General features: G+C 65.7%; 15 protein-coding genes. 7 read left to right on the top strand and 8 right to left on the bottom strand.

Features of this window, described 5'->3' with window-relative positions; all coding sequences use genetic code 11:
* Window positions 1–114 precede the first annotated feature (114 nt).
* The 4 genes from OHQ90_RS32660 to OHQ90_RS32645 all read left to right on the top strand — a co-directional run bounded on the left by OHQ90_RS32660 (window position 115) and on the right by OHQ90_RS32645 (window position 5,769).
* Window positions 115–1,641: a PstS family phosphate ABC transporter substrate-binding protein gene (locus OHQ90_RS32660; RefSeq protein WP_328404090.1), complete on the top strand. Its 1,527-nt coding sequence runs from the start codon at window positions 115–117 to the stop codon at window positions 1,639–1,641.
* 93 nt (window positions 1,642–1,734) lie between these two features.
* Window positions 1,735–2,166, top strand: coding sequence for a carboxymuconolactone decarboxylase family protein (locus OHQ90_RS32655; protein ID WP_328413271.1), 432 nt, complete (start codon window positions 1,735–1,737; stop codon window positions 2,164–2,166).
* A gap of 349 nt (window positions 2,167–2,515) precedes the next feature.
* On the top strand, window positions 2,516–3,616 hold the full coding sequence (locus OHQ90_RS32650; RefSeq protein ID WP_328413269.1) for a glycosyltransferase family 4 protein: 1,101 nt from the start codon (window positions 2,516–2,518) through the stop codon (window positions 3,614–3,616).
* Complete coding sequence (locus OHQ90_RS32645; RefSeq protein WP_328404088.1) at window positions 3,613–5,769, top strand: amylo-alpha-1,6-glucosidase; 2,157 nt, start codon at window positions 3,613–3,615, stop codon at window positions 5,767–5,769. Before OHQ90_RS32650 ends, OHQ90_RS32645 begins: the two co-directional genes overlap by 4 nt.
* Before the next feature lie 91 nt (window positions 5,770–5,860).
* Here OHQ90_RS32645 and OHQ90_RS32640 read toward each other — a convergent pair whose 3' ends face one another.
* On the bottom strand, window positions 5,861–6,145 hold the full coding sequence (locus OHQ90_RS32640) for a hypothetical protein (protein ID WP_328404085.1): 285 nt from the start codon (window positions 6,143–6,145) through the stop codon (window positions 5,861–5,863).
* A gap of 80 nt (window positions 6,146–6,225) precedes the next feature.
* Between OHQ90_RS32640 and OHQ90_RS32635 the strand changes: the two genes are divergently transcribed.
* Together OHQ90_RS32635 and OHQ90_RS32630 are read left to right on the top strand one after the other, a co-directional pair.
* A complete protein-coding gene (locus tag OHQ90_RS32635; RefSeq protein ID WP_328404083.1) occupies window positions 6,226–7,314 on the top strand; it encodes a winged helix DNA-binding domain-containing protein in 1,089 nt (362 codons plus the stop codon).
* Between the two features lie 148 nt (window positions 7,315–7,462).
* The gene (locus OHQ90_RS32630) at window positions 7,463–8,191 is read left to right on the top strand and encodes a poly-gamma-glutamate hydrolase family protein (RefSeq protein ID WP_328404081.1); all 729 of its coding nucleotides are present in this window, start codon (window positions 7,463–7,465) and stop codon (window positions 8,189–8,191) included.
* A gap of 131 nt (window positions 8,192–8,322) precedes the next feature.
* Here the strand turns inward: OHQ90_RS32630 and OHQ90_RS32625 are convergent, their stop codons facing one another.
* Genes OHQ90_RS32625 through OHQ90_RS32615 form a run of 3 tightly spaced genes read right to left on the bottom strand, consistent with a single transcriptional unit; the run spans window position 8,323 to window position 12,138 of the window.
* Window positions 8,323–9,822 (bottom strand): AMP-binding protein, encoded by a 1,500-nt coding sequence (locus tag OHQ90_RS32625; RefSeq protein WP_328404079.1) that lies wholly within the window; start codon window positions 9,820–9,822, stop codon window positions 8,323–8,325.
* Window positions 9,815–10,648: an enoyl-CoA hydratase gene (locus OHQ90_RS32620; protein ID WP_328404077.1), complete on the bottom strand. Its 834-nt coding sequence runs from the start codon at window positions 10,646–10,648 to the stop codon at window positions 9,815–9,817. Before OHQ90_RS32620 ends, OHQ90_RS32625 begins: the two co-directional genes overlap by 8 nt.
* Complete coding sequence (locus OHQ90_RS32615) at window positions 10,645–12,138, bottom strand: carboxylesterase/lipase family protein (protein ID WP_328404075.1); 1,494 nt, start codon at window positions 12,136–12,138, stop codon at window positions 10,645–10,647. The genes OHQ90_RS32620 and OHQ90_RS32615 overlap by 4 nt, the downstream gene beginning before the upstream one ends.
* A gap of 170 nt (window positions 12,139–12,308) precedes the next feature.
* On the opposite strand from OHQ90_RS32615, the gene OHQ90_RS32610 reads away from it, so the two are divergent.
* Complete coding sequence (locus OHQ90_RS32610; protein ID WP_328404073.1) at window positions 12,309–12,914, top strand: QsdR family transcriptional regulator; 606 nt, start codon at window positions 12,309–12,311, stop codon at window positions 12,912–12,914.
* A gap of 60 nt (window positions 12,915–12,974) precedes the next feature.
* On the opposite strand, the gene OHQ90_RS32605 is transcribed toward OHQ90_RS32610, so the two are convergent.
* The 4 genes from OHQ90_RS32605 to OHQ90_RS32590 all read right to left on the bottom strand — a co-directional run bounded on the left by OHQ90_RS32605 (window position 12,975) and on the right by OHQ90_RS32590 (window position 17,794).
* A complete protein-coding gene (locus OHQ90_RS32605; RefSeq protein ID WP_328404071.1) occupies window positions 12,975–13,862 on the bottom strand; it encodes a potassium-transporting ATPase subunit C in 888 nt (295 codons plus the stop codon).
* A gap of 1 nt (window position 13,863) precedes the next feature.
* Window positions 13,864–15,924, bottom strand: coding sequence for a potassium-transporting ATPase subunit KdpB (gene kdpB / locus OHQ90_RS32600; protein WP_328413267.1), 2,061 nt, complete (start codon window positions 15,922–15,924; stop codon window positions 13,864–13,866).
* Between the two features lie 112 nt (window positions 15,925–16,036).
* Window positions 16,037–17,707: a potassium-transporting ATPase subunit KdpA gene (gene kdpA / locus OHQ90_RS32595; protein WP_328404069.1), complete on the bottom strand. Its 1,671-nt coding sequence runs from the start codon at window positions 17,705–17,707 to the stop codon at window positions 16,037–16,039.
* On the bottom strand, window positions 17,708–17,794 hold the full coding sequence (locus OHQ90_RS32590) for a potassium-transporting ATPase subunit F (RefSeq protein ID WP_328413265.1): 87 nt from the start codon (window positions 17,792–17,794) through the stop codon (window positions 17,708–17,710).
* Window positions 17,795–18,238: the final 444 nt, after the last annotated feature.

Genomic DNA, 18,238 nt, shown 5'->3' with positions numbered 1-18,238 from the left:
ATCGCGGGTGGCCGCCGGGTTAACTGTTGTCGAATAATGGTGCCGTCCAAGGGCTGATCGCCGATTGCACCCGAAAATGGTTGGTACGACGATCTCTTGGGGAGTGGTTTTCTGGTGGGCGACTTTCCGGTCGAGATCGTGCTGGCGATTATCGCAATCCTGTTGTCGGCTGGTGCTTTCCTGTGGGAGTTCGTCTTCGTGGGGCGCAGGCAGCTCGGCTACCGCGTGCAGATGGATACGCCTGTCACCGGTGAGATCGAATCGGTCTTCCCCGGAGTGCTGCCGCAGCTTCGCCCGGATCTGGACGGCTCGAGTCCGGAGCTGAAAGATCTGTCTGTCGTCTTGGTCCGCATCGAGAACAGCGGTGCCACGACCATCGACAGCCGCGACTATCAGGCACCCGATGCCGGCCGAGTCGGCCTGCACCTGCACTTTCCGCAGCGTCGGGTCATCGGCATGGCGGTGACCGAGCTGAGCGAACCCGGCCTCGCGGACAGTTTGGACCGCGACTCGGGAATCGCGGTGCGGGAGGACACGATCGGGCGCATCGGCGTCATCGACCTGCCCAAGGTGTCGTTGAACCGCGGCGATCACTACAAGATCCTGGCCATCCTGCAGCGCTCCGACGGGACGGGGGAATACCGCGCGCCGGTGCTGCAAGGCGGTATCAAAGGCGGGACGGTCACGGAGACCCAGAGTCGCACGGGTGCGTCCCGAGTGATGCTGGCGCTCACCGCTTTTCTGGTGCTGGTGATCGTCGTCCAGCTCGTCGTCGCCGCAGTCGAGCCGGATCCGACACCGCTGGACTGTGCCGCGGGCAAACTCACGCTGGTCGGGTCTTCCGCGTTCGCCCCCGTCATCCAGGATGCCGCGGTGCAGTACCGGAAGCGTTGCACCGGAGCCGAATTCACCTTTGCCTTCGAGGGCACCGAACGCGGCCTCGACCGGCTCATCGAGGAGGGCAAGGACAACCACGAACTGCTGGCGATCACCGACGGGCCGAAGGGCGAGGGGTATGCGGCATTGCTCAAGCGGGCACTCGGTCTGTCGTTGTTCACTATGGTCGTGCACCCTGGCGTGGGTGTCCGCAGCCTGACGGCCGCACAGATCGAGGACATCTACCAGGATCGGATCATCAACTGGCGCGACGTCGGTGGGCCGGATCTGCCGATCGTCCTCGTCAATCGCATCCCCGGTTCCGGGACCAGGAATACCTTCGAACGGCGACTGCTCACCCAGCCGCAGGTCATCCGATCGCACGTGAGCTGCAAGGCGCTGGAGGACATCCCGCCGCCGAGTGCCGCCCATTGCGACGTCCAGGTCACCAGGGACATGTTGCAAGCCGTCGCAGACCTGCCGGGCGCCATCGGCTACAGCGAGTTCTCCGAGGCGACGAGAGCGGGAGTGCCGACCGTGGCGGTCAATGGCATCACCGCGTCCCGTGACAGTGCGATCAACCGCACGTACCCGTTCTGGGGGATCGAATTCGTCTACAGCTATGGGGAATTGCCCGGCGACTCACTGGCCGCCGGTTTCCGGCGCTATCTGACCGACGAGGCGGGGCGGAATGTGCTGAACGCGCACGGCAATGTGGCCTGCGGTGACCTGCCGGATCCGCCTCGATGCCAGCCGGATGTGTGACGGCAAGGTCCCCGGATGTCACAGCAGCGGCGGCTGTGTCGTCTCCCAGGTGCAGCAGTATGCACCTGAGAGAGGACGAACACCGTGGCACGAATGAATTTGGCCGAGGTTGCCCCCGAGATCTACCACGCCTGGTTTGCCGCAGAATCGGCGATCCGCCGCGGCCCGTTGGATCCGACGATCCGCGAGCTGGTGAAGATCCGCGGCTCGCAGATCAACGGCTGTGTGTACTGCATCGATATGCACACCACCGATGCTCGCCTGGCAGGCGAAACCGAAAAGCGGATCTTCCAGCTCGACGCCTGGCGCGAATCGGCGTTGTACACCGAGCAGGAGCGCGCGGCGCTAGCCTATGCCGAGGCGGTCACCAAGCTCGGTGAGCACGGCGTGAGCGATGAGATCTGGGCGGATGTCGAGAAGCACTTCGAGACGGGTGCGCGTGCCGGTCTGGTAGCGATCACCGCGATGATCAACCTGTGGAATCGGATCGGCGTGCCGCTGCGGATGCAGCCCGAGTTGCCCTGAGGCCGGTAACCCGGCCGAGCGCTTGCTCGGTCGGGCCCAAAATTGGGACCGACTGCCTGGTTTGAATAGTTGATCATGAGGTACGTCTCTGTCGGCCCCCCTGTTCGCGCCCCAGGCGCGAACAGGCCAACCAAGCCCTGATGGACGGCGGTGCAGGCATTGTCTCCACCTCCGCCGCGGCGGCCACCACGTTCGGCGCCCAGCGCTCCGAGTGCTGGGTGGATGCGAGTGCCAACGGTTGCTTGGAAGGATGGTCATGAGTCAACGGTTATCCACGCCCAGTTCGGCGCCGATTGCGTCTTCGGATCTCTTGTCGATCGATCATGTCGGTGAACGATTCCGCATCGCGATGGTTGTCCCCCCGTATTTCGACGTGCCGCCCAAGGCGTACGGCGGTGTCGAGGCAGTCGTCGCGGATCTGGTCGATGCGCTGGTCGCCCGCGGCCACGATGTGACACTGATCGGCGCAGGTGAACCGGGCACCAAGGCGAAGTTCGTCCCGGTGTGGGACCGGGCGCTGCCCGAGCGGCTCGGCGAGCCGTTTCCGGAAGTAGTCCATGCGCTCAAGTCGCGAAGGGCCATCGAGCACATCGCCGCTACCTCTGGCATCGACTTGGTGCACGACCACACCTTCGCGGGCCCCCTCAACGTGCCCGCCTACCAAAAGCTCGGGCTGCCGACAGTGGTGACGGTGCACGGCCCGGTCGAGGACGATTCCTATCGGTACTACCGCGAACTCGGCAACGAGGTCGCGCTGGTGGCGATCAGCGACCGTCAGCGCGCACTGGCGCCGGACTTGAATTGGGTTGGGCGCGTACACAACGCGCTGCACGTGGACCAATGGCCGTTCCGCGCGGACAAGGGAAACTATGCATTGTTTCTCGGTCGGTTCAACGAGTGCAAAGCACCCCACCTCGCGGTCGAGGCCGCACACGCGGCCGGTATTCCGCTAGTGCTCGCCGGCAAGTGCAGTGAACCGCCGGAGAAGGCGTACTTCGAGAAGGTGGTGCGACCGCTGCTGACCGAGCACGATCATGTTTTCGGACTCGCCGACGCGGCGGCCAAACGCAAGCTACTCTCCGGTGCGCGTTGTCTGTTGTTCCCCATCCGCTGGGAGGAACCGTTCGGCATGGTGATGATCGAATCTATGGTCTGCGGCACCCCGGTGGTCGCGCTGCGCGGCGGTGCGGTCGACGAGGTGATCGTCGACGGCGTGACCGGACGGATCTGCGACGATCCGGCCGAGCTGCCCGCGGCGATTGCTCAGGTCGGCGAGCTGGATCCGGCCGCCTGCCGGGCGCATGTCGAGGCGAACTTCGGCGCCGACACGCTCGGGCGCGGCTACGAGCAGGTCTATCACCGGCTACTGCGGCAAGGACGCAAGGCCCGAGCCGCCCGCTGGGTCGATGAGACCGTTCCGGTCCGGGTTGTGGCGAGCGAACTGGCATGACAGCAGAGATCGGCGCTGCGCCGAGCCCTGAACCGCAGAGCCCACGACCGTTGAACTCCGGCGAGCCTACCGGCCTCGGCGGCTGCGACAGTTCGGTGACGCTGGTCGAGGGCGCGACGTTCTGTCTGTCGAACCGGCTCGGCGATGTCGAGCCGGGCCGGCCGCACGGTCTGTTCTTCCGGGACGCGCGCGTCATTTCGCGCTGGGAGCTGCTGGTGGACGGCAAGCCCGCCGAACCGCTTTCGGTGCTGAGCCCGGAAGCGTTCGCGGCACGGTTCGTGCTGCGAAGACCACCGCAGGCGGGGCTGGCCGACAGCACATTGCTCGTGGTGCGCGAGCGGCTCATAGCCGACGGGATGCACGAGATACTGACGCTGGAGAATATGGGCCGCGAGCCGACGGCGGTCACGTTGGAACTGCATGTCAACGCCGATTTCCTCGATCTGTTCGCGGTCAAAGAGGGCAGGGCCGGGCACGGGAGAGCCGACATAGCGGTGGCCGAGGGCGAGCTGTTGTTGCACGATCACGTCGATCGGGCGCGCGGGCTGTCGGTCACGGCGACCGTCGAACCTACGGTATTGCCCGGCACCTTGGTCTGGCGGATCGTGGTGCCGCCGGGGGGGAGCTGGCAGACCGAGATCATCGCCCAGCCGACCGTGGGAAACCAGCGCGTCCAGGCACCACTGGCTCCGGGTGAGCACCATGGGCTCAGCGCACCGAGCCGCAAGATCGAGGCGTGGCGCGATACCGCAACGAAGATCGCCGCCACCGACTTGCTGCTCACTCAGGTGTTGCGGCGCTCGGAAAGTGATCTCGGCGCCTTGCAGATTCACGACGAAACCGGCGAGGGCAGGCCGTTCGTCGCCGCAGGCGCCCCCTGGTTCATGACGCTGTTCGGTCGCGACAGCCTGTTGACCGCATGGATGGCACTGCCGCTGGAGGTCGACCTGGCGCTCGGCACACTGCAACAGCTGGCCGAATTGCAGGGCAAGAAGGTCGATCCGCTTACCGAGGAGGAGCCGGGGCGGATCATGCACGAGATGCGCCGTGGCCCGGCGAGCGGACAGGCACTCGGCGGCAACATTTACTATGGAACTGCCGACGCCACACCGCTTTTCGTGATGTTGCTCGCCGAATGTCATCGGTGGGGCGCGGATCCCGATGCGATAAGGGCCTTGTTGCCCGCCGCCGACGCCGCGATCGGCTGGTTGACCGAGTACGGCGATCAGGACGGCGACGGTTTCGTCGAGTACCGCAGAGCCAGCGATCGAGGTTTGATCAACCAGGGCTGGAAGGATAGCTTCGACGGAATCAATGACGCCGCAGGGCATCTTGCCGCGGCCCCGATCGCGCTGTGCGAGGTGCAGGGTTATGCGCACGCCGCCCTGCTTGCGCGGGCCGAACTCGCCGATGTATTCGGCGAGCCACGCATCGCGACTCGGCTGCGCGAGCGGGCCGCCGAACTGCGCGGCAAGTTCGCCGAGCAATTCTGGCTGTCCGACAGAGGTTGGTACGCAGTAGCGCTGGACGGCGGCAAGCGCCAGGTCGATGCACTGACAAGCAATGTGGCACATTGTCTCTGGGCCGGAATCGCCACCGACGAGCATGCCGCCGAGTTGGTGCGGCGGTTGTCCGGCCCGGATATGGACACCGGTTTCGGGTTGCGCACGCTTTCTTCGTCGATGGGCGCCTACAACCCGATGAGCTATCACTGCGGATCGGTGTGGCCGCACGACACCGCGATCGCCGTCGCCGGGCTGCTGCGTTACCGGCAGGTCCCCGGTGCGGTGGAGTTGGCAACCCGTATCGCGGGCGGATTGCTCGATGCCGCAGCAGCTTTCGGTGGTCGACTGCCCGAGCTGTTCTGTGGATTTCCGCGTGATCAGTTCGCGGTGCCGGTGCCGTACCCGACCTCGTGTTCACCGCAGGCGTGGGCGAGTGCGGCGCCATTGTTGCTGGTGCGTTCCTTCCTCGGGCTCGACCCGAATGTGCCCGGCCGCACCGTCACCCTGCGCCCACAATTGCCGCCGGAGTGGGGTCGGATCTCACTGACCGATCTGCGCCTGGGTTCGGTGACCATCGATCTGGAGGCGGAGGGCACGCAGGTGATCTCGGCGCGGGTGCCCGACGGTTGGCAGGTGGTCACCCGCTGATTTCCGCCGCCGGGCAATCCGCGGGCGCAATGCCTGTTGTTCGGTCGGGTGTTCCCGGCTCGGCAGATGTCGATGGAACGACGCTTCGGGTCTACTCCGCAGGCGGCAGGATCGTCCGGGTGAAGTAGTCCTCGATGGGCGTCGGCCCCGTATACCGGCGGCAGCCGCAGCGAACCCATTCGCGCAATCCGTAGCTGCTCTTGCGGGAGACCTCCGTATGACAGATGCCCTCTTGCGGGTCGTGCATGGCGAGGTCGTGGCCGCAGCCGCAGGGGGCGGGCGAGGCGGTCGGTGTGCCGCGTCGGCTGAATCGACCCACTGCCCAGCCGACTCCGGCGATCGCCACGCCTACGGTCAAGGTGATGGGATCTAACATGCCCTCAGTATATGTATGCGTATATCGACAGTCCACCTGCGGAGTGCCGAGGTGTCGGTGGTATCGGTCAGGATGGCGGGATGACCGAACTGTCGCTGCGTGAGCTCAATCGAACCCTGTTGATGCGCCAACTGTTGGTGCAGCGGGTGTCGATGGCGCCGCTCGAGCTCGTGCAACACCTGGTCGCGGTGCAAGGGCAGGAACCGAACTGGCCATACGTCGGGCTGTGGGCCCGGCTGGCGGAGTTCCGGCACGATGAGCTCGAGAAACTGCTGAGAGAGCGGAAGCTGGTGCGCTCGGGCATGATTCGGCGCACCGTGCACCTGGCCGCCGCCGAGGATTTCCGTTGGCTGCGGCCGACGGTGCAACCCGTCGTCAGTGCGGCGTTGCAGGCGGCGTACTTCCGCGACGAGCTCGACGGCCTCGACCATCATGCGCTCGCCGCCGCGGGCCGAGAGCTGCTTGCCGGCCGGACATTGACCCGCAGCGAGCTGGGACTGCTTCTCGCCGAACGCTTTCCGGGCCGGCACACCCGCAGGCTCGCCGAGGCGGTCGAGCTCATGGTTCCACTGGTGCACGGCCCGGACACCGGCGCATGGGGCAGATGGCGCAACCGCTCTGTCACCATCGGCCTCGCGGAGGAATGGATGGGCGCGCCGATGTCCGCGCAACCACAGCGGGAGACCCTCATCCTGCGCTATCTTGCGGGCTTCGGTCCGGCGAGCGTCGCGGATATCCAGGCCTGGGCGGGCATCACCCGGCTGGCCGGAGTGGTCGACGGCATGCGCGCGAACCTGCGCGTCTTCCGCGACGAACAGGGCAGGGAGCTGTTCGACCTGCCCGACGTGCCGCTGGCCGACCCGAATCTTCCTGTCCCGGTGCGCTTTCTGCCCGCCTTCGACAACTCACTGCTCGGGCACCGGGACCGCCGCCGAATAATCAGCGACGAAGACCGCGGCCGGATCGCGAAGGAGGCGTCCGGGGGTGTCCCGATGTACCTCGTCGACGGTTTCGTCCATGGTCGCTGGGCACTCGAGGACGCCACGGTGCGCATCACCCCCTGGCACCCACTCTCGCTCGATGACGAGCATGCTGTCCGCGTCGAAGCCGAACACCTGCTCACCTTCGTGGTTCCGGAGGCGACGGGCAAGGTCGTCATCGACGCCTGACCCGTCGCAGCGCCTCAGATATCGACCAGATCGCGCTGCTGGACGAAATCGAGGATCCGTGGAATCACCTGCTCCGGGATCTCCCACAGCAGCCAGTGCCAGGCGCCGGGCCATGCGCCCTCGGAGTACCCGTGGCTAACCTGCTCTTGTGAAGAAAGTCGTGGTCGTTCTGGTCGCTGCCGTCGCCCTGTTGGCCGGCGCAGGCCGCGCGTGCGCGGCGGACAAATATCGCAACTACGCGGAGCTCGCGGCAGCCAAGCGAGAAGGCATCGACTACCTCAGGACCGCGATCGGGCCGACCGGCGTCAGTACGCCGGTCGCCCAGATAGCCATCCACGGTGGCCTGATCGAAGCAGGCACCTCGGAGCTGGCTCGATACGCCGCACAGAAGGCGGAATGCGCCAGCTACACCTTCGAAGGGATCCAGCCGAAGGACAACGACGACCTGCACATCACCTCCACCCGATTCGACGAACCCATCGGGGTGCGCGTGGTCGAGCAGAGCTCCTACACGGTGTCCTGGCACGGTGTGAGCGGCTCATCTCCCATTACCCATGTCGGTGGCCGCGACACCGTGCTGATGCAGAAGGTGCGTTCAGCACTGGAGCGTGCCGGATTCACGGTGGCCGACGAGACACCGGACAACATCAACGGCGACTCCCCGCAGAACATCGCCAATCGCAATCGCCGGGGCAAGGGCGTGCAGCTGGAACTGTCCACCGGCCAACGCCGGCAGTTCTTCCGTGAGGACAATCTCGGTCTCGACTGGATCCAGAATTCGAGCAACCGCACCGCGGCGTTCTATCGCTACGTCGATGCGGTGCTCTCGGTCCTACCCGCCGACGTGGCGCCGTCCGAGCCGGTCCCGGCGAACTAGCCCCGGCCCGCTGACGCCTGGTTCGGGCCGGAAAGTGGAAGGCCGCCTTCGTCCGCCGGTGCGGACGAAGGCGGCCCGCGGTCGATCTTGGAGTGGGTCAGCCGCCGGGCACTTTCCGTCCAAACCCAGGTTCAGCTCATTCCTTGGGGGTTGGCGCTACTCGTTGTCAGCTGTATTTCGATGTCGCGGAGCTCATTTCGGCGCAGCTTTCCGGCGTCGTCACGCAACGGTGCGCTACTGAAGCGGTAGCTGCGCGGGCACTTGTAGCGGGTGAGCCGCGCCTCGACATAGGCCCGGATATCGGCCTCGATCAGTGGCTCATCGGTTTCGACCACGGCGTGTACGCGCGCGCCGAGGTCGTCGTCGGGCAAACCGAGGACCGCGCATCCCCGGACGCCGGGGTACTCGGTGACGACGGCTTCCACCTCGGCAGGGAATACATTGGCGCCGCCGCTGATGATCAGATCGGTGCGGCGGTCGCTGAGGTAGAGGTACCCCGCCTGGTCCACGTGCCCGAGGTCGCCGAGTGAATCCCACCCCGGCCAGTCCGGATGGGTCCGTGGTTCGGCGCCGATGTAGCGGTAGCTCGGACCGTTGCCTACGGGCGGCCGCAGGAAGATTTCGCCGACCTCCCCGGGGGCACAGGGACGACCCTCGGAATTCAGGACGCGAAACTCACCGAAGACGGCGCGCCCGACGGAGCCGGGATGGGCGAGCCACTCGTGGCCGTCGATCAGCGTCATCATCTGATTCTCCGTCCCGCCGTACATTTCGAAGATCCGATCGGGCCCCAGCAGATCGATCCACGCCCGTTTGAGCCAGGGCGGGCAGAGTGCTGCCATGTGCCAGAGCGCACGGACGGAGCCGAGGTCGTAGGCCGTCGGCCGGGCACGTAGCTCGGTGAGCATGCGCGACATCATGGTCGGCACCACCGTGAGCCAGCTGACGCGATGGTGAACGATGGCATCGAGCGCGGCACGGGTCTCGAATTTCGGGAGCACGACGAGGTGTTGGCCTGCCATGAGCCCGAAGAACGAGGTGTTGAAGGGGGCGTTGTGATACAGCGGTCCGGTGACCAGTTGGACGTCGTCGGGATGCTGGCGCAGGATCGAGTTCAGCGACGCGATATCGAGCTGCCCGTCCTGGCCGGACACGATCAGTTTGGGGCGACCCGTGGTGCCGCCGGAGGTCGGCGCCTTCCACGCTGGTGCGATCGGGTAGCTGTCGAACGGCGCGTCGGAGATCTCGGCACCGCCCTCGTGCTCGCCGGGCAGTGTGGGCAGGCCCGGCTCCGGTGCGCCGACGACCAGCCTCGGCCGCGCGAGCCCGATGACCGCGGCGCGTTCGGGTGCGGGCAGCCGTGGCGAGATGAGTTGCGGTGTGGCGCCGAGCTTCCAGATCGCGAAGACTGTCGCGTAGAAGTAGGGGCCGTTGGCGAGTGCAACGGTGACATAGTCCCCGTGGCCGACGCCCAGCGTGGCGTAGTACCTGGCCCGGCGGTTCGCGGCGGACTCGAGGTCTCGCCTTGTCCAGGTTTCGCCGCCCATGGTGATCGCAGCGGCCTCCGGAGTGTCGGCAGCCAGGTCGGTGAGAATCTGCCCGAGCGGTCTGGGGCCCGCGAGTTCAGCCACGACGAGCGAACCTCGAGAGAAAGTCTGGATCCACGATCTCGCCGTGAACCTGGACGTTGTGGCTGTGCGCGAGCTGATGCAGGGCGAATGCCGTCTGCTGGGCAGTCAGTCGCCCCTGGGCGTCCTGCGCGGCATTGACCGACCGCTTGGCGAGCTTCAGTGCGAACAAAGGCATGGCGGCGATCGTCGCGGCCAGCGCCATAGTGTGCTCGGTGAGCTCCGCCCGCGCAACCACGCGGTTGACCATCCCGATCCGTTCGGCATCGATCGCGCTCAATGTCCCTGCGGTGAACAACAATTCCTTCGCCTTGCGTATCCCGAACTCCCACGGGTGGTTGAAGAACTCGACTGCATTGGCGCCCATCGCGACGACATTGTCGACGAACTCGGCATCCTCGGCAGCGACGATCAGATCGCACGGCCACACCAGCATGAGACCGCCCGCTATCACCTTTCCGTGCACCTCCGCGATGGTCGGTTTCGCAATGTTGCGCCAGCGCTCGCTGAAGCCGGCGTAGATCTCCTCTTCGCGACCCATGAGCCCTTCGGCGCCGGGGCTGCCGAAGCCGGCCCACGTGCCGACCGGCTTGTGGCGGCGCATGTTGTCGCGCCAATCGTGTTCGCGCAGATCGTGGCCGGACGAGAAATGTGGACCGTTGGCTGCGAGCACAATCACGTGGATGCCGTCATCGCGCGCAGCGCGGTCGAAGGCATCGTTGAGGGCGTAGAGGAGTTCCGTGTTCTGCGCATTGCGTGCGTCGGGACGATCGAGGACGATCCTGGCGATCTTGTCGGTGCTGTCGTCGTATTGCACCAGGTCGGTCATCGCACACCGTCCCACAGCAGTCGTTCCGTGGCGTCCGGGTCTTCGACGATCGTCACGGTCTCCGCGATGAGGCCGGTGGTTCGGCGCAGGGGGTCATAGGGTGCCCAGCCCGGGTCTGCCTCGGCGGCGAACGCGCGATATGCGCCGTGCAGGTTGTCGGCGACTCGATCGGGCGCGTGGGCGCCGACCAAGGTGTGGCTCTCCGCGATGGTGTGCGTTTTGAAGACGAAGGGCAGATCGACCGCGTGTGCCGCGCCGAGCCTGCCACCGAGACGTGGTGAGCGCCAGTCGAATCGGAATGCCCATGCCGGTCCGCCCGCTGCCGCCTGCGCCTCCGCGAGCCGGATTGCCGGGATGCGGAAGAACCAGTCCGTGACCACCGCACACAGCAGGTCTCCTGGCGACGCCTCGGGGCGGGATCGGCGATATTCGGGCAGGGCGGCGCCGACATCCAGCCCATAGGCGGTGCCTGCAGCGGCGAGGGCGGCCTCGTCGATCTGGTCGATCGCACCCGAGGAGACCAGGATCAGGCGCGCGTCCTCGGCGTTGCTGCCGGACAGGATTGCGACATCCGACGCCGCACCGGCCGCGATCGCGACCAGCGGCTCCGTGGTGACGATCGAGCCGTCGACCACCGGGGCGAACGGCAGGATCGTCAGGGCCAGCCTGCCCCATTTCGTCGGGTCCGCCGCGGTCTGCACCTCGTTCAACACGTCACGGACGTGCACCGACAATTCATCGATCGAGAGCTTCTCGAAGGCCACGAGCGTCGGCTCGACACCGATGCGTGCGGCGAGGTTGTCGATCAGCAGATGTGCCTCGTCGGGGCTGATCGTGTTTGCCCCGGCGCCGGAGTGCGCGATCAAGCCGTGGAACAGGCCGCGAGCGCGCGGCACAGCGGTCAGTGTGGTGGCGAGCATGGCGCCCGCAGATTGGCCTGCGATCGTCACCCTGGCCGGGTCGCCGCCGAATGCTGCGATGTTCTCGCGCACCCACTCGAGCGCCGTCACCACATCGAGAATGCCGAGATTGACTGTCTCGCCGCCGAAATGGAGCCACCCCTCCCCGCCGAGACGGTAGTTGACGGCGACGACAACCACGCCGCCGGTGGCGAATGCCGTGCTGTCATAGGTCGGCAGGGCGTTGGATCCGTTGGTGAACGCACCGCCGTGGATCCAGACGAGAACGGGCAGGGCACCGTCGGTCGCCGGTGTCCAGATGCTGAGGTTGAGCAGCTCGTCGCCGGGGATCGACAGCTCGGGAACCAGACCGTGGTAGGCGGGTACGTACGGCGCTCGCGCTGCGGTGGGTCCCGGTCGGGTCGCATCCCGCGGTTCGCGCCATGGCGGTGGTGGGCTTGGTGGAAGGAAACGATGCTTTCCGACTGGGGCGGTTGCATACGGGATACCGAGGAACGCGTGTACTCGGCCGCGTGTCTGTCCGCGCACCGGGCCATACCGGGTTTCAACGGTGTGCAACATATCTGTCATCTGTTTCATCCTTGATCAGAAGTCAGTGCATGTTGCAATCAAGCCGCATGGAAATGCCCACGTCAAGAGTAGTGCCAATGTGGTTTCGTCCCATTTGTGCAACAAGGTGGCTCCAATGGCCGATCATGCAACATAGTGCACACATGTTGCATTTCGGGTAGCCTTCGAGCATGACAAACACCACGCCACTGCAGCGAGCACTGTCGAACACGGTGCAGCGGCGGCCGGAGCCGCTGGATGCTTTCCGGCTGGCGAAACGAAAGTTCTTGCGCGGGGAGCGGCTCGATGTCGGCCAGCTCGCGACCGAGCTCGCGGTCAACCGGGTCACGCTCTATCGCTGGGTCGGCAGCCGCGACGAACTGCTGGTGGAGATCATCTGGTCGCTGACCGACGCCACGCTGCGCGACGAATGGGAGCGCCTGCGGGATCTGCCCGGGTCACGGGTGCCGGCGCTGCTAGCCGCCTACCTCAGGTCGATCCTGGCACAGCCGGGAGCCCGCAAGTTTGCGTTGGAAGAGAACGAGCGCGCGATGAAGCTGCTCACTTTGGCGAGCAACGGGTTTCAGCCGCGGCTCGTGCGTGCTGTCGCGGACTATCTCGCCCGCGACCTGGAGGAGCAGCGCATTACGACAACGCTCACGCTGGACGAACTCGCCTATGCGAGTGTGCGAATCGCCGAGTCATTCCACTATCTGCCGACGATCGTCGGTGCGCCGCCGGATCCCGACGGCGCCGAGCGCGTGCTGAGAGCGCTCCTGCACGGTCGTGAACAGTGAGCACTCATGGCCGAAGGCCACCTGCCGTCCAACACGGGAGGTGGCCTTCGGTGTGCGTCGTCAGCCGCGGAAGGGGTAGCGGCTGTCGAGGGCGAGGTTCAGTTCGACCACGTTGACGCGGGGTTCGCCGAGAAAGCCGAGGGTGCGGCCGTCGGTGTTCGCCTCGACGAGCTCACGCACTTGATCCGCGGAGATGTTGCGGGCGTTGGCGATTCGTGTCACCTGAATGTCCGCGAACCGGGGGGAGATGTGCGGGTCGAGGCCGCTGCCGCTAGCGGTGACCGCGTCGGAGGGCACCGGGGTGTCGGTGGTGGCGTCACCGTAGATCGGGACGATTCGGCCGACCGAGTAGTCCTCGCCGGGCTTGGCGCACTCGACCTGGACGCCCTTGTAGGTGGCCACGAACGGCATCACCGGACACGCCTCGTTGACACTGACGACCTGCACCGGATGCGAGACATCACCGTCGGCGTCGCGCGGGCCGATCACCGAGAGCACCGCGCCCACACCGTCTTTCGTGCAGAACGGACGGCCGCCGTCGATCCCCTCACGATCGCCGACTGCCTTGCTGCGCGAACACACTGTGGAGAGCAGACTCAGCTTCACCTTCGCCGGATCGACGTCCAGCGTGTCCACGATGCTCTCGGGACCGAGGTTCGACGCCGCGGTGGCAGTCGGGTCGTACCCGTCACCGGCCGCGGAAGGACGGCTCTGGAAGTACTGCACCAGCGCGTTGCCGTCCTTGCCGGTGAACGACTGCCCGATCAGGCTGGAGCCGACCACTGTGCCGTCGGACTCGATCAGCGAGCCTTCCGCGGTGTCGCGCAGGCCGGGCAGCTGAGCGATGGCGAAAACGGCAAGCGGATAGACGATTCCGGTGATCGCGGTGAGCACGAGCAGCGCACGCAACGCGGCCACGTGCTGCCGGATCCAAGTTGACATACGCATGTCAGGACATCCCGGGGAGGAGTTGGACGACGAGGTCGATGAGCTTGATCCCGATAAACGGCGCGACGATGCCGCCGAGGCCGTAGATGGTCAGGTTGCGGCTCAACAGTTTCGAGGCATTGGTCGGCGTGTAGTTCACGCCGCGCAGCGCCAACGGGATCAGCGCGATGATGACCAGCGCGTTGAAGATGACCGCCGACAGAATCGCCGACTGGGGGCTGGCCAACCGCATAATGTTGAGGGCGTCGAGGCCGGGGAACAGCGCGATGAACAGCGCGGGCAAAATCGCGAAGTACTTGGCGATGTCGTTGGCGATCGAAAAGGTGGTCAGCGCACCGCGGGTAATCAGCAGCTGCTTGCCGATCTCCACGATCTCGATGAGCTTGGTCGGATCCGAATCCAGATCGACCATATTTCCGGCCTCTTTGGCCGCCGATGTGCCGGTGTTCATGGCGACGCCCACGTCGGCCTGCGCCAGTGCCGGCGCATCGTTGGTGCCGTCACCGGTCATCGCGACCAGCCTGCCGCCGTCCTGCTCCTTCTTGATCAGCGCCAGCTTGTCCTCCGGCGTGGCCTCCGCGAGGAAGTCGTCCACACCCGCTTCGTCGGCAATCGCCTTGGCGGTCAACGGGTTGTCACCGGTGATCATCACGGTGCGAATGCCCATCCTGCGCATCTCGTCGAACCGCTCGCGCATGCCCTGCTTGACGACATCCTTGAGATGGATGACGCCGAGCAGGCGGGCCTTGCCGTCGGTGGCCGCACCGACGACCAGCGGCGTGCCACCGGAGGCGGAGACGCCGTCGACGATCACGCCGATCTCGTGGGGTATCTCCCCGCCTTGCGCGCGAACCCATTCGACGACGGCGCTGGCCGCGCCCTTGCGTAGCTGGTGCCCATCGGACAGGTTCACGCCCGACATGCGGGTCTGCGCGGTGAACTCCACCCAGGTCGCGCCGGTCAGCTCACCGGGGGTGCGCTCGCGTTTGTTGAATGCCTGCTTGGCGTAGACGACGATGGAACGACCCTCGGGGGTCTCGTCGGCGAGGCTGGAAAGCTGGGCGGCATCGGCCAATTCGTCGTCCGGAATGCCGGGCACCGGAACGAACTCCGAGGCCTGCCGGTTGCCGAGGGTGATGGTGCCGGTCTTGTCCAGCAGCAGCGTGTTGACGTCGCCCGCGGCCTCTACCGCGCGGCCCGACATGGCCAGCACATTGCGCTGGACCAGCCGGTCCATGCCCGCGATGCCGATGGCCGACAGCAGTGCGCCGATGGTGGTCGGGATGAGGCAGACCAGCAGCGAGACCATGACGATTCCGGTGATGCCGTGCACGTCCAGTGCCGAGGTATCCGGCACGCCCGGGTTGTTCGCCTTGGCGAAGATCGCCAGCGGCTGCAGGGTGACCACCGCGAACACGAAGATGATCGTGAGCGAGGCAAGCAGGATGTTCAGCGCGATTTCGTTCGGTGTCTTCTGCCGGCTGGCGCCCTCGACGAGGGCGATCATCTTGTCGATGAAGCTCGCGCCGGGCTCCTGGGTGATCTTCACGACGATCCGGTCCGACAGCACCGTGGTGCCACCGGTCACCGCCGAGCGGTCGCCGCCGGATTCCCGGATGACCGGGGCGGATTCACCGGTGATGGCCGACTCGTCCACCGACGCAATGCCTTCCACGACGTCACCGTCGCCGGGGATGATCTGGCCCGCCTCGACGACTACGTAGTCGCCGCGCTGCAGCTCGGGTGCGCCGACTTTCTCCTCGACCACGCGGCCGCCGGGCGACCAGTCGACAAGGCGTCGAGCAATGGTGTCGGTCTTCGCTTTGCGCAGCGTGTCGGCCTGCGCCTTGCCGCGACCCTCGGCCACCGCTTCGGCGAGGTTGGCGAAGATTACGGTGAGCCACAGCCACACCACGATCGCCCAGGCGAAGAAAGTAGGGTCGGCGATCGCGAGAACGGTCGACCAGACGGCGCCGATCTCGACGATGAACATCACCGGGTTCTTCCACATCGTGCGTGGGTCGAGCTTGCGTGCCGCGTCCGGCAGGGACGTCAGCAGCATCTTCGGGTCGAGCGCGCCACGCGCGACGCGACCGCCCTTGGACTCGACCCGCTTCTTCGGGTGCTCGGATACGGCCGTGGAGCCGGTCGATTCAGTAGTGGGACTGGTCATTTCAGTGGATTCCTTCAGCGAGCGGCCCGAGTGCGAGTGCGGGCAGGAAGGTCAGCGCGACCAGGATCACGGTCACGCCGACGACCATGCCGACGAACTGCGGCCGGTGTGTCGGGAGTGTGCCGATCGACTCGGGGGTGGTGCCCTGCCTGGCCAGCGAACCGGCGAGCGCGAGGACGAAGATGATCGGCAGGAACCGGCCGAACACCATCGCGAGGCCGAGTGCGGTGTTGTACCACTCGGTGTTGCCGCTCAGACCGGCGAACGCCGAACCGTTGTTGTTGGCCGCCGAGGTGAATGCGTACAGCACCTCTGAAAGCCCGTGTGGCCCGGTGTTGGCCATACTGGCTCGCTGACCGGGCATTGTCATCGCCACCGCGGTCCCTACCAGCACGATCAGCGGGCTGATCAGGAAATACGAAGCGGCGAGCTTGATTTCGCGCGGCGTGATCTTCTTGCCGAGGTACTCCGGTGTGCGACCGACCATCAGGCCCGCGACGAAGACGGTGATGACCGCGAGGATGAGCATGCCGTAGAGACCGGAGCCGGTACCACCGGGCGCGACCTCACCCAGCTGCATGTTGAACATGGTCATCATGCCGCCGAGGCTGGTGTAGGAGTCGTGGAACGAGTCGACGGCTCCGGTGGAGGTCAGCGTCGTCGCGGACGCGAAGGTCGCGGAATCGGCCACGCCGAAACGGGTTTCGACGCCCTCCAGCGCTGCGCCGACCGCGGTCGGCACGGTGCCGTGGTGTGCCAGTTGAAAGACGTTTTGCAGCACCGTGCTGATCAGCGCGATGGTGCCCATCACTGCCACGATGGCATAGCCCTGCTTCTTGCTGCCCACCATCCGGCCGAAGGTGCGCGGCAGCGAGAAGCTGATGATCAGGATCAGGAAGATCTCCACCCAGTTCGTCCAGGTGGTCGGGTTCTCGAACGGGTGCGAAGAGTTGGCGTTGTAGAAGCCGCCACCGTTGGTGCCGAGCTCCTTGATGACCTCTTGGCTGGCCACCGGGCCGCCGGTGATGGTCTGCTCGGTGCCGTTGAGTGTGTGCGCGACCTGATCGTGCAGGTGGAAGTTCTGGATTACGCCACCCGCGACCAGCACGATCGCGAAGACGAAGGCGATCGGCAGCAGGATGCGGATGGTACCCCTCACCAAGTCCACCCAGAAGTTGCCGAGATCGCCGGTGTGCCTGCGCGCGAACCCACGGACGAGCGCGACCGCCACGGCCATACCAACGGCGGCCGAGACGAAGTTCTGGACCGCGAGACCGGCCATCTGCACCAGGTGTCCCTGGGTCGACTCGCCGGAGTAATTCTGCCAGTTCGTGTTCGTCACGAAGCTGATGGCGGTGTTCCAGGCCAGCGCCGGCGTCATCTGGGTGCCGGGATCGTTCAGGTGTAGCGGCAGCTTGCCCTGGATCAGCTGGAAGAAGAACAGGAACAGCACACTGACTGCGGAGAACGCCAGCACACTGCGCGCGTACACACCCCAGGTTTGTTCGACCTCCGGCTGGACGCCGATGGCCTTATAGATGACGCGTTCGGCGCGAGTGTGCTTCTTGTTGTTGTAGACCCGGAACATGTAGTCGCCGAGCGGTACATGCACTAACGCGAGCGCGATGATCAGGGCCGCCAGAAAGGCTATCCCCGCTGTGGTCGTGTTCACCTAGAACCTCTCGGGGAAAAGAAGAGCCGCAACCATATAGACCGCGACGAGGACGGCCAGGATCAGACCGATCAGATTCGCGATCACAGTTTTTCCACCCCCCGCTGGATCAGGCCCAGCAGCGCGAAGATCGCCACGGTGAGCACCGTGAACACCACGAAAGACATGTCTTTACAACCTCCATCCGCACTCCATCCGTGGAGCGCGCCAGGCCGAGTCAAGCGTTCGTTAGGCCCCGAGCCGAGGTTCCTTACGACTCCTTAGCGCCGCCGCCATCCGCCTTTGCGGTTCGTTTACGCCCGGCCGGGGATAGCTGAGAGGATGCCGCCAAAGCCTGCGGTAGTACCGTCAACACGCCGTGCTGACGCGGGGCCGGTTACCTGCTTGCCGTCCGGTCGACGAGCGGTCGTGCCTGCAGGTCGTCGTATCGCTCCCGCGTGCGGAAACGCAATCCTTACACCGCACGCTCCGCCTCGTTATTCCCAATTTGGGGAAGAGCGATTATGTTGTGCGGCGTACATTTGCTGGCCT

The organism is Nocardia sp. NBC_00403, from assembly GCF_036046055.1.
Taxonomy (GTDB): Bacteria; Actinomycetota; Actinomycetes; order Mycobacteriales; family Mycobacteriaceae; genus Nocardia.
The sequence above is the reverse complement of the archived record's forward strand: the minus strand, read 5'-3'. Positions and strand labels throughout refer to the sequence as shown.

Excerpts from the sequence above, each read along its gene's own strand:
- OHQ90_RS32655 (WP_328413271.1), top strand. The coding sequence starts at position 1,735 with ATGAATTTGGCCGAGGTTGCCCCCGAGATCTACCACGCCTGGTTTGCC.
- OHQ90_RS32650 (WP_328413269.1), top strand. The coding sequence starts at position 2,516 with ATGGTTGTCCCCCCGTATTTCGACGTGCCGCCCAAGGCGTACGGCGGT.
- OHQ90_RS32645 (WP_328404088.1), top strand. The coding sequence starts at position 3,613 with ATGACAGCAGAGATCGGCGCTGCGCCGAGCCCTGAACCGCAGAGCCCA.
- OHQ90_RS32640 (WP_328404085.1), bottom strand. The coding sequence starts at position 6,145 with ATGTTAGATCCCATCACCTTGACCGTAGGCGTGGCGATCGCCGGAGTC.
- OHQ90_RS32635 (WP_328404083.1), top strand. The coding sequence starts at position 6,226 with ATGACCGAACTGTCGCTGCGTGAGCTCAATCGAACCCTGTTGATGCGC.
- OHQ90_RS32620 (WP_328404077.1), bottom strand. The coding sequence starts at position 10,648 with ATGACCGACCTGGTGCAATACGACGACAGCACCGACAAGATCGCCAGG.
- OHQ90_RS32615 (WP_328404075.1), bottom strand. The coding sequence starts at position 12,138 with ATGACAGATATGTTGCACACCGTTGAAACCCGGTATGGCCCGGTGCGC.
- OHQ90_RS32610 (WP_328404073.1), top strand. The coding sequence starts at position 12,309 with ATGACAAACACCACGCCACTGCAGCGAGCACTGTCGAACACGGTGCAG.
- OHQ90_RS32605 (WP_328404071.1), bottom strand. The coding sequence starts at position 13,862 with ATGCGTATGTCAACTTGGATCCGGCAGCACGTGGCCGCGTTGCGTGCG.
- kdpB (WP_328413267.1), bottom strand. The coding sequence starts at position 15,924 with ATGCTGCTGACGTCCCTGCCGGACGCGGCACGCAAGCTCGACCCACGC.